This is a genomic window from Polaribacter sp. M10 (assembly GCF_054968445.1).
Genome location: NZ_JBSSBG010000008.1, coordinates 35,877 through 52,617, shown reverse-complemented (window position 1 = coordinate 52,617; position 16,741 = coordinate 35,877). Strand labels below are relative to the sequence as shown.

Annotated in this window: 15 protein-coding genes; all 15 read left to right on the top strand. The window is 32.1% G+C overall.

Features of this window, described 5'->3' with window-relative positions:
- The first annotated feature begins 91 nt into the window (after window positions 1-91).
- On the top strand, window positions 92-505 hold the full coding sequence (locus tag ACWYN7_RS09290; protein WP_462859643.1) for an RrF2 family transcriptional regulator: 414 nt from the start codon (window positions 92-94) through the stop codon (window positions 503-505).
- A gap of 34 nt (window positions 506-539) precedes the next feature.
- Window positions 540-1,760 carry an acyloxyacyl hydrolase gene (locus ACWYN7_RS09285; RefSeq protein ID WP_462859642.1) on the top strand — a complete coding sequence of 407 codons (1,221 nt, stop codon included), beginning with the start codon at window positions 540-542 and terminating at the stop codon, window positions 1,758-1,760.
- A gap of 226 nt (window positions 1,761-1,986) precedes the next feature.
- Window positions 1,987-2,250 (top strand): DUF2061 domain-containing protein, encoded by a 264-nt coding sequence (locus ACWYN7_RS09280; protein WP_462859641.1) that lies wholly within the window; start codon window positions 1,987-1,989, stop codon window positions 2,248-2,250.
- Window positions 2,250-2,864 (top strand): phosphoadenosine phosphosulfate reductase domain-containing protein, encoded by a 615-nt coding sequence (locus ACWYN7_RS09275; protein WP_462859640.1) that lies wholly within the window; start codon window positions 2,250-2,252, stop codon window positions 2,862-2,864. Before ACWYN7_RS09280 ends, ACWYN7_RS09275 begins: the two co-directional genes overlap by 1 nt.
- Window positions 2,865-2,874: 10 nt before the next feature.
- Window positions 2,875-3,780 (top strand): sulfate adenylyltransferase subunit CysD, encoded by a 906-nt coding sequence (cysD, locus tag ACWYN7_RS09270; RefSeq protein ID WP_459487351.1) that lies wholly within the window; start codon window positions 2,875-2,877, stop codon window positions 3,778-3,780.
- Between the two features lie 99 nt (window positions 3,781-3,879).
- Window positions 3,880-5,127, top strand: coding sequence for a sulfate adenylyltransferase subunit 1 (locus ACWYN7_RS09265; RefSeq protein ID WP_462859639.1), 1,248 nt, complete (start codon window positions 3,880-3,882; stop codon window positions 5,125-5,127).
- Between the two features lie 155 nt (window positions 5,128-5,282).
- Window positions 5,283-7,376: a HEPN domain-containing protein gene (locus ACWYN7_RS09260; RefSeq protein WP_462859638.1), complete on the top strand. Its 2,094-nt coding sequence runs from the start codon at window positions 5,283-5,285 to the stop codon at window positions 7,374-7,376.
- A gap of 17 nt (window positions 7,377-7,393) precedes the next feature.
- The gene (cobA, locus tag ACWYN7_RS09255; RefSeq protein ID WP_462859637.1) at window positions 7,394-8,155 is read left to right on the top strand and encodes a uroporphyrinogen-III C-methyltransferase; all 762 of its coding nucleotides are present in this window, start codon (window positions 7,394-7,396) and stop codon (window positions 8,153-8,155) included.
- A gap of 65 nt (window positions 8,156-8,220) precedes the next feature.
- A complete protein-coding gene (locus ACWYN7_RS09250) occupies window positions 8,221-8,799 on the top strand; it encodes a precorrin-2 dehydrogenase/sirohydrochlorin ferrochelatase family protein (RefSeq protein ID WP_462859717.1) in 579 nt (192 codons plus the stop codon).
- Window positions 8,800-8,854: 55 nt separating this feature from the next.
- Entirely contained in the window at window positions 8,855-9,910 is a 1,056-nt protein-coding gene (locus ACWYN7_RS09245) for an NAD(P)/FAD-dependent oxidoreductase (RefSeq protein ID WP_462859636.1), read from the top strand.
- 319 nt (window positions 9,911-10,229) lie between these two features.
- Complete coding sequence (locus ACWYN7_RS09240) at window positions 10,230-10,562, top strand: 2Fe-2S iron-sulfur cluster-binding protein (RefSeq protein WP_462859635.1); 333 nt, start codon at window positions 10,230-10,232, stop codon at window positions 10,560-10,562.
- A gap of 8 nt (window positions 10,563-10,570) precedes the next feature.
- Window positions 10,571-11,347, top strand: coding sequence for a serine O-acetyltransferase EpsC (gene epsC, locus ACWYN7_RS09235; RefSeq protein ID WP_462859634.1), 777 nt, complete (start codon window positions 10,571-10,573; stop codon window positions 11,345-11,347).
- 3 nt (window positions 11,348-11,350) lie between these two features.
- Window positions 11,351-12,238, top strand: a complete 888-nt coding sequence (gene cysM / locus ACWYN7_RS09230) for a cysteine synthase CysM (protein ID WP_462859633.1) — start codon at window positions 11,351-11,353, stop codon at window positions 12,236-12,238.
- Between the two features lie 305 nt (window positions 12,239-12,543).
- The gene (locus tag ACWYN7_RS09225; protein ID WP_462859632.1) at window positions 12,544-13,569 is read left to right on the top strand and encodes a homocysteine S-methyltransferase family protein; all 1,026 of its coding nucleotides are present in this window, start codon (window positions 12,544-12,546) and stop codon (window positions 13,567-13,569) included.
- Window positions 13,570-13,745: 176 nt separating this feature from the next.
- Entirely contained in the window at window positions 13,746-16,433 is a 2,688-nt protein-coding gene (gene metH / locus ACWYN7_RS09220) for a methionine synthase (RefSeq protein WP_462859716.1), read from the top strand.
- Window positions 16,434-16,741: the final 308 nt, after the last annotated feature.

Sequence of the window (16,741 nt, the reverse complement as noted above, 5' to 3'; positions counted from 1 at the left end):
AAACTTGAATTTTTCTTTATTTTTGTATTAGAATTGTATATTTAATGAAATTTGTTGTACACAAGATTAATTTAATTTTTACCTTAGCCTAATGCTGTCTAAAAAAACAAAATATGGAATTAAAGCGCTTTCTTTTTTAGCAAAACAAGAGTGCAATAGTCCTGTGCAAATTGCTACCATTTCTAAGAGCGAAAACATATCTTTAAAATTTTTAGAAAGCATCTTGTTAACGCTTCGTAAAAACGGATTTTTAGGTTCTAAAAAAGGTAAAGGTGGTGGTTATTATTTGTTAAAAGATCCATCAGAAATTCAAATGACAGATGTTATGAGAATTTTAGAAGGGCCAATTGCTATGGTGCCTTGTGTTAGTCTTAATTTTTATGAAAAATGCGAAGATTGTCCTGATGAAAAAACTTGCACCGTCCATAAATTAATGATTCAGGTAAGAGACAATACCTTGCAAATTTTTAGAAATACAACATTGGCAGATTTAACAAATTGTTAATACAAGACTTTTTACTTTTGATGAAATTGCTACAATGAAAAAAAAAATATTATTACTTCTAGTTTTTTTCTTGTCCATTCAACTTTTTTGTCAAGAAGAAAAAAAACAAAAAACGAAATTCACTAATTTTTTAGCCAACTCTTATTACAGTGTAAACTTTGGGGGTATTTTTTATCCTTTTTCTAATGATAATCTAATTGAAGGTTATAAAACAGAAACATTTAGTAAAAACTGGTTTTCTGGCAGATTTATGTTAGGCCACAAAATTACAGATAATTTATCTGCACAATTTGGAACTATGAGACCAGCTGCATGGTTTAAATACGATAATGTAAATAATATAGGCTATGATAGAAGTGTGTGGATTAATGCTTGGTTTTTATCACTTAAAAAAGATTTTTATTTGTCAAACAAAACCTCTTTTTATACAGAAGCAGGCATTGCCAATTTAACCAGATTTGGTTTTTCTATAAATGATGAAATAATTTATAACAATGCACATTATGCAAGTTTAATCTATGGATTTGGATTACAATATAGATTAACAAATAAATGGAGGTTGTCTGCAAACGGAACCTTTTTACCAAAATCTGACAAACAAAATCAGCCTCCAATTTCTCAGTTTTCTTTGGGTTTTGAATACCATTTACAACAAGTAGATGATTCTACTGCAGATCAATATGCCAATAACAATTATTTTTTCCCAAAAAATATTTTGCAATTCAGTTATGGAACTGGGGCTATAGGTTTTGGCGTTAATGAATTTTTTGGAATGAGTATGAAAGTAGGCAATTTCGATAGTTTTGGAATTCCTGTTTTTTGGGTTGGAGAAATAAAAGCAAATCACGCGTTATCAATCACCTACCAAAGGCTAATTTACAGATCAGAAAAAATATTTTCTTTAGATTGGGGAGTCAGTGCAACTTATTTTCAGTCTACAAGAGGTAAAACAGATGTGTTTGCATTTTCAATTTTTCCAGTCTTACGTTTCTATTTGTTAAGAAAAAAAGACTATGATTTTTATACCAATTATTCCATTATTGGTCCTGCTTATATTTCTAAAAGTGATATTGACAATACAAAAACAGGCCCAAAAGCAACCTATCAAGATACTATGGGGTTTGGTGTTTTTTTTGGAAAAAACAGGAAATATAATTTCGAATTACGCATAATGCACTATTCTAATGGTAATATTTTTACTAGAAATGATGGTGTAGCCATTCCACTTCAATTCACTTTTGGTAAAACTTTTTAGTTTTAAAGGGAATTGGTGTTTTTTTAATAACAAACACTACGTTATTTCTTTCACTAAAACCTTTTAGTGGTTATAAATTCTTAATTATTTGCTTTATTTATTATCAATGTATTAAATCATTAGTATTTAAGTAATTTTTATGCGCTAATCACTACTTTTTCTTTGTAAATAACGTATGTTTGCATACCCTACCAATTAAATAGGGTAATGATATTATTAAATTATTATGATTGCAGATCAAATGATTTTTAGCAAAAAGATAGCAAAACAAAGTTTTGAAGAAGATATTGCTTCAGAAAAACCTTTAAGAAGTATAGTAAAAGCATTGAGTTGGAGAGTTGTTGGTACTTTAGACACCCTAATAGTTTCGTACTTTTTAACGGGTAAAATAGCTTTAGCGGCTTCTATAGCATCAGTAGATTTTTTAACAAAATTAGTTTTATACTTCTTCCATGAAAGAATTTGGAATAAAATAAAATGGGGAAAATAATGAGCCTAGATTTAGACAAAATAAACAAAGAATTAAAAGACAAAAGCCCTTCAGAAATTATTTCTTGGGCTATTTCTTTTGCAAAAAATGCAGTAATTACTACCAATTTTAGACCTTATGAAGTTGCAATTTTAAATGCAGTTACAGAAGTAAAAAAAGACATAAAAGTAATTTGGTGCGATACTGGTTATAACACAGTGCAAACCTATAAACACGCAGAAGAAATTATAGAAAAATTAGCCTTAAACATACAATTATACTCACCAAAACAAACAGCTGCTCATAGAAATGTAGTTTTAGGAGTTCCATCAATAGAAGATCCAAAACATGCAATTTTTACAGAGCAAGTAAAACTAGAGCCTTTTGCAAGAGCCATGAAAGAACATCAACCAGATGTTTGGTTTACAAATCTTAGAAAAGGACAAACAGCATTTAGAAATAGTATAGATGTTGTTTCTTTAAGTAAAGATGGTATTGTTAAAGTGAGCCCATTTTATCATTGGTCTGATGAGCAATTAGATGCTTATTTAAAAGAAAAGAATTTACCAAACGAGTTTACCTATTTCGATCCAACAAAAGTAGAAAGTAACCGTGAATGTGGTTTACATATATAAAAAATAAGACATGAGTCAGACAACAATACAAGTAGATGCTTTAGAAAGTGAAGCAATTTATATTTTTAGAGAAGTAGTAGCGCAGTTCGAAAAACCTGTCTTATTATTTTCAGGAGGTAAAGACAGTATTACTTTGGTACGTTTAGCGCAAAAAGCATTTTATCCTGCTAAAATTCCTTTTCCATTAATGCACATAGATACAGGGCATAACTTTCCAGAAACTATTGAGTTTAGAGATCGTTTGGCAAAAGATTTAGGTGTTGAGTTAATTGTAAGAAACGTACAAGATAATATCGATTCTGGTAGAGTTAAAGAAGAAACAGGTAGGTATGCAAGTAGAAATATGTTGCAAACAGAAACTTTATTAGATGCGATAGAAGAATTTGGTTTTGATGCCTGTATAGGAGGTGCAAGAAGAGATGAAGAAAAAGCAAGAGCTAAAGAAAGAATTTTTTCTGTAAGAGATGATTTTGGTCAATGGGATGAAAAAAACCAGCGTCCAGAAGTGTTTGATATGTTAAATGGACGTATTGATTTAGGTCAGAATGTTCGTGTTTTTCCAATCTCTAACTGGACAGAATTAGATGTTTGGTCTTATATAGAACAAGAACAAATCGAAATCCCATCAATATATTTTGCACATAAAAGAAAGGTGTTTGTTAGAGATGGAATGATTTGGTCTGCTGCAGATGATGTTGTTTATAGAGATGAAGAAGAAGAAGTAATAGAAAAAATGGTTCGTTTTAGAACTGTAGGCGATATGAGTTGTACAGCAGCAGTTTTATCGGATGCAGTGGATATTTCTAAGGTAGTAGAAGAAATTAGAGATTCCTCCATATCAGAAAGAGGCGCAAGAATAGATGATAAGCGTTCTGAAGCTGCCATGGAAAAAAGAAAACAACAAGGGTATTTTTAAAAAGTAGCCTTTAGCTATTGGCTTTTAGCCTTTAGTAGAAAATTAAAACGATTACAAATTAAGCTAAAAGCCAAAAGCTAATAGCGAACAGCTAATAAAATGAAAGTATTAAAAATAGCAACAGCAGGTAGTGTAGATGATGGTAAAAGTACCTTAATTGGGCGTATTTTATACGATACCAAATCGCTAACTGACGATAAATTAGAAGCCATAGAAGAAAAAAGTCAGCAAAGAGGTTTCGATTATTTAGATTTTTCTCTGGCCACAGATGGTTTAGTTGCAGAACGTGAACAAGGAATTACCATTGATGTAGCACATATTTATTTTTCAACGCCAAGCAAAAGTTTCATTATTGCAGATACTCCTGGGCATATAGAATATACCAGAAATATGGTTACAGGTGCTTCTACAGCACAAGCTTCAATTGTTTTAATTGATGCAAGAAATGGAGTTGTAGAACAAACGTACAGACACTTTTTCATCAATAATTTATTAAGGATAAAAGATGTTGTAATTGCTGTAAATAAAATGGATTTAGTAGATTTTTCAGAAGAAAAATACAATATCATTAAAGGCGAAATCGAATATTTAGCAAGTAAAAGTGAATATAAAGGTCAGAATTTAACTTTTATTCCTTTATCAGCTTTAAAAGGAGATAATGTTGTAGAAAAATCTGAAAATATGGATTGGTATCAAGGAGAAACCTTAATGCATCATTTAGAAAGATTAGATGCAGAAGATATTAATGATGAGTCTCAAACACGTTTTCCAGTTCAAACTGTAATCAGACCAAAAACAGATGCGTATCACGATTTTAGAGGTTATGCAGGTAAAATTTATGGAGGTGATTTTGAAGTTGGAGACGAAGTAGCAATTTTACCTTCGTTAACAAAATCGAAAATAAAAACCATTAACTTCTTTGATAAAGAATATCAAAAAGCAAAAAGAGGAAGCTCAGTTACCATTACTCTAGAAGATAATGTAAATGTAAGCAGAGGAGATATGTTAGTAAAAATAAATGAGGAGCCACAAATTGCAAAACAATTAGAGGCAACAATTTGTTGGATGGACAAAGAGCCTTTACAAGCATCACAAAAATATTACATTAAACATGGTGTAAATGATGCACAAGCTAAAATTACGCAACTATCAAGTATTATAAAAACTGATTTTTCTGGTATTGAAGAGAATCCATCAGAATTAGAATTAAATCAGATAGGAGATATCCAATTAAAACTAAGCAAACCATTGGCTTTTGATGCGTATAAAAACAACAAATCAAATGGTTCATTCATTTTAATTAATCCAAAGACTAACAATACTGTAGGTGTTGGTTTTATAAAGTAACAGCATTTTTTTTAAGTTTATATAAAATAGATGTAGGAGTGGTTAGATTAAAAATCTACTACTCCTATAGGGAAAAAGGAAAATTATAATTAAACATTCTTACACCCAAGTAAGAGTTCCTCATTTTTTTAAAAAGAGGTTAGTATGGGCATATTATGAGAAGTTTTGAAACAGAAATAGAAAATCCGGTTGTAGAAAAAGATATTATTGAATTAGCAGATAAAATTGCAAAATTCAATAACTTACAAATTGATGAAGAAAAATTTAGAAGTCTTCGTTTAGCCAGAGGAGTTTACGGTCAGCGTCAAGCAGGTGTTCAAATGATTCGTATAAAATTACCTTATGGTAAAGTAAAAAGTAATCAATTACGAAGAATTGCAGAAGTTTCTGATGAATATTCAAGAGGTAGATTACACATCACAACACGTCAAGATATTCAAATTCATTATGTAGATTTAAATAGAACCCCAGAATTGTGGGCAGAATTAGAAAAAGATGAGGTTACTTTACGTGAAGCTTGTGGTAATGTGGTTAGAAATGTAACTGCTTCAGAAACTGCTGGTATAGACGTAAACGAACCTTTTGATGTTTCTCCTTACGCAGACGCTTTGTATAAATTCTTTTTACGTAACCCAATTTGTCAAGAAATGGGGCGTAAATTTAAAGTTTCTTTTTCTTCTACGGATGAAGATACAGGTTTATCTTATTTACACGATTTAGGTTTTATCGCAAAAATACAAGATGGAGTAAGAGGTTTTAAAGTGATGGTTGCTGGTGGTTTAGGTTCTCAGCCAAGACATGCAGAGGTATTGTATAATTTTTTACCTTCGGATAAAATTATTCCAGTAATGGAGGGTGTTTTAAGAATTTTTGATAGATATGGTGAACGTAAAAGTAGAGCCAAAGCTAGAATGAAATTCTTGCTAAAAGATATTGGTTTAGAGGCTTTTAGAGATTTAATAGCCAAAGAACAAAAAGCAATTGAATTTAAAACGGTTGCCATAAATGCAGATGCTTATGTTGCTTCAACTCCAGTTTCTGTTGATGTTCCTCAGGTTGAAATTAAAAACAAAGAAGCTTTTAATTTATGGAAATCGACCAACTTAATTCCGCAAAAACAAGAAGGTTATGTTGCAATCGGAATTAAAGTTTTATTAGGCGATTTTTACACAGACAAAGCAAGATTATTAGCAGATTTAGTTGATGAATATGCAGCAGGAGAAATCCGTTTAACTTTACGTCAGAATATTGTAATTCCTTTTGTAAAAGAAGATTTAGTCCCTTATTTTTATCAAGAATTAGAAAAATTAGGTTTTGTAGAAGCAGGATATAACAAAGCAGTAGATATTACAGCTTGTCCAGGTACAGATACCTGTAATTTGGGTATTGCAAGTAGTACAGGAATTGCAGAAGAGTTAGAAAGAGTTATTGCAGCAGAATATCCTCAGTATTTAAAAAATGAAGATTTAATCATTAAAATTAGTGGATGTATGAATGCTTGTGGGCAACATAACATGGCTAATATTGGTTTTCAGGGGATGACAGTAAGAACGCCAGATAAATTAGTTGCACCAGCCTTACAGGTATTATTAGGTGGTGGTAATTTAGGTGATGGTAATGGAATTTTTGCAGACAAAGTGGTAAAAGTACCAAGTAGAAGAGGACCTGAAGCTTTGCGCAGAATTTTAAATGATTTCGAAGCAAATGCAAACGGAAAACAGTTTGTTGAGTATTATAAAGAAAAAGGAGAAAAATATTTCTATAATTTCTTAAACGATTTGCAAGATGTTACCAATTTAACCCAAGAAGATTTTATTGATTGGGGAGAATCTGAAAAGTATGTAAAAGAAATCGGAATAGGAGAATGTGCAGGTGTTGTTATCGATTTAATTGCTACTTTATTTTTGGAAAGTGAAGAAAAAATAGAGAATGCTAAAGAAGCTTTAGAAAACGGAGTATATTCAGGTTCAATTTACTATACATATCAATCAATTGTAAATTCGGCAAAAGCATCTTTATTAGCAGAAAATAAGAAAACAAATACGCATGCAAGTATTATTGCTCAATTCGATGAATTGTTTGTAGCATCTGGTAAAATTGATTTAGGTACATCTTTTTCAGAATTGATCTATCAAATTAATAAATTTGCACCAACCAAAGAGTTTGCAGAAAAATATATCAATGATGCAACTTTATTTTTGCAAAAAGTAAGAGCTTTTAGAGCAGCAGAAACTACAATTGCACAGTAAATAGTAAAAAGAAAAAAATGAGTTTTAAAACACCAAAATTAACAGTTGTAGGGGCTGGGCCTGGAGACATAGATTTAATTACTGTTAAAGCAATTAAGGTTTTAAAAACGGCAGATGTAGTGTTATATGATGCTTTGGTAAACGAAGAATTATTAGACTATATAAACCCAGATGCAGAACAAATATTTGTGGGCAAACGTAGAGGTTGTTATCGTTATCAACAAGAACAAATTAACGAACTCATTGTAGAAAGAGCAAAAGCTTTTGGTCATGTGGTTCGCTTAAAAGGCGGAGATCCTTTTATTTTTGGTAGAGGTGCAGAAGAAATGGAATATGCTGCAAATTTCGGAATAGAAGTGGCAATGGTTCCAGGTATTTCATCATCTATGGCAGTAGCTGCAAATCAAAATATACCAGTTACTAAAAGAGGAAGTTCAGAAAGTTTTTGGGTAATTACAGGCACAACAAAAGACCACAAAATATCTGAAGATATAAAATTGGCAGCAAAATCCAATGCTACAGTTGTGGTGTTAATGGGGATGAGCAAATTGCCTCAAATTGTAAATTTATTTCAGGCTGAAAGTAAAAATGATTTGCCAGTGGCTATTATTCAAAATGGGACAAGACCAGACGAAAAAATCGGAATTGGAACTGTAGATACCATAGAAGATATTGTTGCAGAAAAAGGATTAAAAAATCCTGCAATTATTGTGTTAGGAGAAGTTGTAAAGCACAGAGCAATAATGACTTCTTTTGTAAAAGAAGCAATAAGTAAATAGTGAAAGTACTAGAAAAAAATAGAAGTTCAGAGAATCAAATTCCCCCTTTGGGGGATAAAAAGGAGATGGAAAGAAATAATTTATATCCTATTTTTTTAAAAACCAAAAACTTACAAGTATTAATTGTTGGTGGTGGTTTTGTGGCAGAAGAAAAATTAACCTTTTTATTAAAATCGAGTCCAGATGCTAATGTAACAATTGTATCACCCATATTTCGAGAAGGTACCGTAAATTTGTCAAAAAAAGGAAATGTACAATTAGTTCATAAAAAATATCATAAAAAATATTTAAAAGGGAAACACATTGTTGTGGCAACAACAGATGTTCCTAAAATTAACGAAACAGTGTACAGCCATTGTAGAAAAAGAAGTATTTTAGTTAATGTTGCTGATAATCCACCATATTGCGATTTTTATATGGGCGGAATTGTAACCAAAGGAAACGTAAAAGTGGCAATTTCAACAAACGGAAAATCGCCAACAACAGCTAAAAGATTACGTCAATTTTTCGAAGAAGTAATTCCAGAAAATATTGATGATTTAGTGAAAAATTTAAACGAGTATAGAAAAACTATCAAAGGAGACTTTGAAGAAAAAGTAGAAAAGCTAAACGAATTCACAAAAAGTTTAGTAGAAAAAAAGTAGAAAGATTGAGACCTTTCAGGTTTTAAAATCCTGAAAGGTCTACAAAAAGTAGATTATGATACAAACAGATATACTAATTATCGGAGCAGGACCAACAGGATTATTTACAATTTTCGAAGCAGGTTTATTAAAATTAAAATGTCATTTAATAGATGCTTTACCACAACCAGGTGGTCAATGTTCAGAAATTTATCCTAAGAAACCAATTTATGATATTCCTGCTTATCCAGAAATTTTAGCAGGCGATTTAACAGACAAATTGTTAGAACAAACTAAACAATTCGAGCCTGGTTTTACTTTAGGAGAAAGAGCAGAAACAATAGACAAACAAGAAGATGGTACTTTTATTGTAACCACAAATAAAGGAACAAAACACCATGCAAAAGTTGTTGCAATTGCAGGTGGTTTAGGTTCTTTTGAGCCAAGAAAACCATTAATAGAAAATTTAGCAAAGTACGAAGACAATGGTGTAGAATACATTATTAAAGAACCCGAATTGTACAGAGATAAAAAAGTAGTAATTTCTGGTGGTGGAGATTCTGCTTTAGATTGGGCAATTTTCTTGTCAGATGTAGCATCAGAAGTAACACTAATTCATAGAAGAAACGAATTTAGAGGCGCTTTAGATTCTGTAGAAAAAGCACAAGAATTAAAAAATCTAGGTAAAATTAACATCATCACTCCTGCTGAAGTAAAAGGAATTATTGGCGATGATAAAGTTACAGGTGTTGTTGTAGAGAAAAAAGGAGAAGATGCAATAATTATAGACACAGATCACTTTATTCCACTATTTGGGTTATCACCAAAATTAGGTCCAATTGCAAACTGGGGCTTAGAAATCGAAAAAAATGCCATCAAAGTAAATAACGCTTTAGATTACCAAACAAATATTCCAGGTATCTATGCAATCGGAGATGTAAATACATATCCAGGAAAATTAAAATTAATTCTTTGTGGTTTTCACGAAGCAACTTTAATGTGTCAAAGTGCATATAAAAGAATTTTTCCAGATAAAAAATATGTAATGAAATACACAACAGTTGGGGGTGTGCAAGGTTTTGATGGTACTAAAAAAGAAGCGCCAAAAGCAGTTGTAAAAGCAATAGAATAAATTTTTTGGTAAGGTTTAACGTATTTTATCAACAAAGTTTATAAGAAGCTATTTCCAGCTTTCCACTATATCTTTTTATGCTGATGGTATATCAGCATTTTTTTAGATTTTTTTGGATTGGGATATCACATAAAAAATGAAAAGAATTTTTGCATAAAAAGGATGCCGTTTCAATCTGGGCTAAACCAGTTTAAAAAACAATTGATTTCTTTTCAGCAAAAAGCAAATTTAAAAGCAAAATTGCCTTACAGTTTTTAAAATAAGTAAGGATTTAAACCATCCAAATTCCTTAATTTTGGTTTTTGGAAAAATAAAAAAAATGAGTGTAGATATCAACATAAAAATAACCGACAGAAATGGTGAAACTCATCAAGTAGTTGCACCTACAGATATGGCAATGAATTTGATGGAGGTTGTTCGTTCTTACGAACTTGCAGAAGAAGGAACTATTGGTATATGTGGTGGAATGGCAATGTGTGCTTCTTGTCAGTGTTATGTAAAATCAGATCACGAATTGCCGGAAATGACAGATGATGAAGACGCAATGTTAGCAGAAGCATTTCACGTAGAAGATAACAGCAGGTTAGGTTGTCAAATACAAATGACACCAGATTTAGAAGGTTTAGAAGTAGAGTTAGCACCCGAAAGTTAAAATTTTAAATGAAACAATCAGAACAAATAAAAACAACAGAACAATTAATTGATTTTAAAAACTACAGCATGTGTTTAAGAGATGCAGTTGAGGTTTTTACAAAACAATTAATTAATAATTTGTTCGATACAAATCATTTAGCAAAAAGTGGTGCAGATACTAGAAATAAATTTCTTCAAATCTTAACAAGACTTTCTGTAGAAAATGGCGAACAATTGTGGGCAGATTATAAAAGTTCTTTTGCAGAAATTAGGCTAAAATTAGATTTGGATGCAATAGCAGCAGAAAAAAACGATCCAGCTTGTAAAAGTTTAGAAGAAGTATATTTAGCTTATCCAGGTTTTTATGCGATAGCTGTACATCGTTTAAGCCATCAATTATTAAAATTAAATGTACCAGTGCTGCCAAGAATGATGAGCGAATATGCACATAGCACAACAGGTACAGATATTCATCCAGGAGCAGAAATAGGCAATTCTTTTTTTATAGATCATGCCACAGGAATTGTAATCGGAGAAACCACTATTATCAAAGACAACGTTCAAATTTTTCAAGGAGTTACTTTAGGAGGTATTCAAGTTAAAAAAAGTTTGGCATCAACAAAAAGACATCCAACCATAGAAAGTGGAGTAGTAATTTATGCTAACGCAACTATTTTAGGAGGCGATGTTGTTATTGGCGCAAATTCTGTTATTGGCGCAAATGTTTGTGTTACAGAATCAATTTTAGAAAATTCTGTAGTAACTGTAGAATCAGAAAATAATATTTTTCAAAAAAGAAATTAAACAATGCAAACTAAAAGTATCATAGATTTTGTAGGAAATACACCTTTGGTGGAAGCTCAAAACATTTTTAAAAAAGAGGGAGTTACTTTATTGTTAAAATTAGAAGGTAATAACCCAGGAGGAAGTGTAAAAGATAGAGCTGCTTATTATATGATTTCTGAAGCTATAAAAAGAAAAAATATAAAAAAGGGAGATACTTTAGTAGAAGCCACAAGTGGAAATACAGGTATTGCTTTAGCGTTAATGGCAAAAGTATTGGGAGTAAATATGGTAATTACAATGCCAGAAAACTCAACCATAGAAAGAGTAAAAACAATGCGTGCTTATGGTGCAAAGGTAATCTTAACGCCTGCAGAAAAAGGTATGGAAGGTGCAATTGACCATGCCTTAAAATTAAAATACAAAAAAGGATATTTTAGATTAAATCAATTCGATAATTTCGATAATCCAAAAGCGCATTACAAAACTACAGGTCCAGAAATTTGGAGAGATACAGAAGGTCAAGTTACTCATTTTGTCTCAGCAATGGGTACAACAGGTACTATTACTGGTGTGTCAGATTATTTAAAAGGTAAGAATGAAAATATTCAAATTATTGGAGCTCAACCTAAAGATGGTGCAAAAATTCCAGGAATTAGAAAATGGCCAGAAGAGTATTTACCAGCTATTTTTAATTTAAATAAAATAGATCAAGTATTAGAAGTAGGTGAAGAAGAAGCCAAAGAAATGACCATTCGTTTGGCAAAAGAAGAAGGTATTTTTTCAGGAATGAGTAGTGGTGGTTCTGTAGCAACAGCAATAAAAGTAGCAAACGCTATAGATAAAGGAGTGGTTGTAGCTATTATTTGCGATAGAGGAGACAGGTACTTATCATCAGACATCTTCGAATAATCTCTTTTTACATCAATTGTAAACTAAGAAAGATATTTATCAAAAAAACAAAAAAAAGTTCGTTACTTTGTTGCGAATTTAGTTCATAAACTTATTAATACGTTATCACGAAAGGCAGAGGGATTAGACCCAATGAAGCTTTGGCAACCCTTACTTTGAAATAAATACAAAGTAAAGAAGGTGCTACATTCTACGAATGTATACTGAAATTAATCAGTTATTCAGAAGTTCATAAACTTCTAACATTCGAAAGATAACAGCGAAAATTACAACTTTCCTGATGACATATGATAGAATAATAAAATATGTCAGACATATACAAAGCTTTACAAGAAAGAATTTTAGTTTTAGATGGTGCAATGGGTACCATGCTACAAGCCTATAAATTTACAGAAGAAGATTTTAGAGGAGAACGCTTTAAAGATTACCCAACTCCATTGCAAGGTAATAACGATTTGTTGTCTATTACACAACCAGAAGCTATAAAAACCATTCACGGAAAATATTTTGAAGCGGGTGCAGATATTATAGAAACCAATACCTTTTCTGGTACTACAATTGCAATGGCAGATTATCAAATGGAAGATTTAGTGTACGAGCTAAATTATCAATCTGCCAAAATAGCCAAAGAAGTTGCAGATGAATTTACGGCTAATGAACCACACAAACCACGTTTTGTAGCAGGTTCCATTGGACCAACAAACAGAACAGCAAGCATGTCTCCAGATGTAAACGATCCTGGTTATAGAGCTGTAACTTTCGATGAATTAAGAATTGCTTACAAACAGCAAGCAGAAGCGTTGTTAGATGGTGGTGCAGATCTATTATTAGTAGAAACTGTTTTTGATACTTTAAACGCAAAAGCAGCATTATTTGCAATAGAACAAGTAAAAGAAGAAAGAAATATCGAAGTTCCTGTAATGCTTTCGGGTACAATTACAGATGCTTCTGGTAGAACTTTATCTGGGCAAACAGCAGAAGCATTTTTAATCTCTGTTTCTCATATTCCTCTACTTTCAGTAGGATTTAACTGTGCTTTAGGAGCCAATTTATTACAACCACATTTAGAGGCAATTGCCAATAAAACTGATTTTGCTATTTCAGCACATCCAAATGCAGGTTTACCCAATGCGTTTGGTGAGTATGATGAAACTCCTGAAGAAATGGGAGAGCAGATTGAAGAATATTTAAAGAAAAATTTAATTAATATTATTGGTGGATGTTGTGGTACATCTCCAGAACACATTAGAGTTATTGCAAATATTGCTGCAAAATATAAACCAAGAGCCCATCCCTCAATCCCTTCCCAAAGGGAAGGGAAGTTAGTTTAAGTTTTTTTAGAACTAACCGAATGTTATTTAATTAAGTTTTTCTTAACGAGTAAAAGTTTAAGAATAAAAATCAAAACAAAAAAGCACTTCTTCTTAGAATGAGCGATAAAGATATAAATAAGAAATTACCAAAAGCCTCTTCCCTTTGGGGAGAGGTTGGAGAGGGGCGTAAATATATGCGTCTTTCTGGCTTAGAACCATTAATTCTAAACGAAAACAGCAATTTTATCAATGTTGGAGAACGTACAAATGTGGCTGGTTCACGTAAGTTTTTGCGTTTAATTAAAGAAGAAAAGTTTGATGAAGCTTTAGAAGTTGCACGTCATCAAGTAGATGGTGGTGCGCAAATTGTCGACATTAATATGGACGATGGTTTAATTGATGGAAAAGAAGCAATGGTTCGTTTTCTAAATTTAATTGCTGCAGAACCAGATATTTGTAGAGTGCCAATGATGATTGATAGTTCTAAATGGGAAATCATAGAAGCTGGTTTGCAAGTAGTTCAAGGTAAATGTGTCGTAAACTCGATTTCATTAAAAGAAGGTGAAGAAAAATTTATTTGGGAAGCCACGCAAATAAAACGCTATGGAGCTGCTGTAATTGTAATGGCTTTTGATGAAGTTGGTCAAGCAGATAATTACGAACGTAGAATAGAAATAGCAAAACGTTCTTATGATATTTTGGTTAACAAAGTCAACTTTCCTAGTGAAGATATCATTTTCGATTTAAACATTTTTCCAGTAGCAACAGGAATGGATGAGCATCGAAGAAATGCTATCGATTTTATAGAAGCTACAAGATGGGTGCGTCAAAATTTACCTAATGTTTCTGTAAGTGGTGGTGTCTCTAATGTGTCTTTTTCTTTTAGAGGTAACAACACAGTTCGTGAGGCAATGCACTCTGTTTTCTTGTATTATGCCATTCAAGCTGGTATGAATATGGGAATTGTAAATCCTGCTATGTTAGAGGTATATGATGATATTCCTAAAGATTTATTAGAGCATATAGAAGATGTAATTCTAGATAGAAGAAATGATGCAACTGAGCGTTTGTTAGATTTTGCAGATACTGTAAAAGGAACCACAAAAGAAAAAACAGTTGATTTATCTTGGAGAGAAAATCCGCTACAAGACAGAATTACGCACGCTTTGGTAAAAGGAATTGATGCTTTTATTATCGAAGATGTAGAGCAAGCAAGACAAGAAGCTAATGCGCCAATAGAAGTCATAGAAGGTCATTTAATGATTGGTATGAACGTAGTTGGAGATTTATTTGGAGCAGGAAAAATGTTTTTGCCTCAAGTTGTAAAATCTGCACGTGTCATGAAAAAAGCGGTTGGTTATTTAAATCCGTTTATAGAAGCTGCAAAATCAGATAAATCAGAACCTGTTGGTAAAATTTTAATGGCAACTGTTAAGGGTGATGTTCATGATATTGGTAAAAATATCGTAAGTGTGGTTTTGGCCTGTAACAACTACGAAATTGTTGATTTAGGAGTAATGGTGCCTCCAGAAAAAATCATTCAAACTGCTATTGATGAAAGAGTTGATGCAATTGGTTTAAGCGGATTAATTACACCTTCTTTAGATGAAATGGTGTATTTGGCCAAAGAAATGCAGCGTCAAAATTTTGAGTTGCCCTTGTTAATAGGTGGTGCAACAACTTCTAAAGCGCATACGGCTGTTAAAATAGATACGCAATATAAAAATGCGGTTGTTCATGTAAATGATGCATCTAGAGCTGTAACTGTTGTTGGTGATTTGCTAAATAAGAAAACCAATAATGATTACGTTGCAAAACTGAAAAAAGATTATGACGAATTCAGAACCAAGTTTTTAAAACGTGGTAAAGAAAAATCTTATATTTCTATTGATGAAGCTCGCAAACGCAAATACAAAATCGATTGGGAAACCTCAGAAATAGTAAAACCAAATCAATTAGGAATTCAGACTTTAGAACAATTAAGTTTAAAAGAATTGGTTCCATTTATCGATTGGAGTCCGTTTTTTAGAAGTTGGGATTTACATGGAAAATTCCCAGCCATTTTAACGGATAAAGTAGTTGGCGAACAAGCTTCAATCATGTATAAAGAAGCGCAAGTTATGATTGATGAAATCATTGCAAAGCAACTTTTAAAACCAAAAGCAATTTTCGGTTTGTTCGAGGCAAATGCTATTAATGAAGATGATATTGAAGTTTCTCTGAAGCCAAATAGAAGCAAAAATGTCATTTCGAGCGCAGTCGAGAAATCTAATAAAGTAGTGTTTAGAACCTTGCGTCAACAATTAAAAAAACGAGAAGGAATTCCAAATTTAGCTCTAGCCGATTTTATTGCGCCAAAAGAAACTAAAAAAACAGATTATATTGGTGCTTTTTGTGTGGGTATTTTTGGAGCACAAGAGTTAGCAGACAGTTATAAAGCTAAAGAAGACGATTATAATGCAATTATGGCGCAAGCTATTGCAGATCGTTTTGCAGAAGCTTTTGCAGAATATTTGCACAAACAAATTAGAACAAAACATTGGGGGTATGCTGTAGATGAAGAATTGACCAATGACGATTTAATCAAAGAAAGTTACAAAGGGATTCGTCCTGCTCCAGGTTATCCTGCTTGTCCAGATCATTTAGAAAAAGAAACCATTTGGAGTTTGTTAGATGTAGAAAATAAAATAGGAGTTAAGCTTACAGAAAGTTTGGCAATGTGGCCAGCAGCAGCAGTTTCTGGATATTATTTTGCCAATAAAGAAGCTAAATATTTTGGTTTGGGTAAAATTACTGATGATCAAGTTACAGATTATGCAGAAAGAAAAGGAATACCAAAAGAGAAAGCTAGAAAATGGTTGCATCCTAATCTTACAGAATAATAGTTTTTTAGACCTCACAGGTTTTAAAAACCTGTGAGGTCTGTTCAGATAAACTATCCTGCAAGGTTTTAAAACCTTTTAGGTATAAAAATAAATTGATAAAAAGAAAAATGACGAAGTAATCTTCAATTAAATTACGGATTGCTTCACTAAGTTCGCAATAACGTTGGCAAACAAGTTGCGTTAGCGATTGAAATGGCATCCTTTTTGGCTGTCAGTTCGAGTGAATTTTGAGGAACGAAAAATTTGTATCGAGAACAAAGCAAAAAAGATATAATGGAAAGTGCGACCTGAAAGGAAACGCCCAA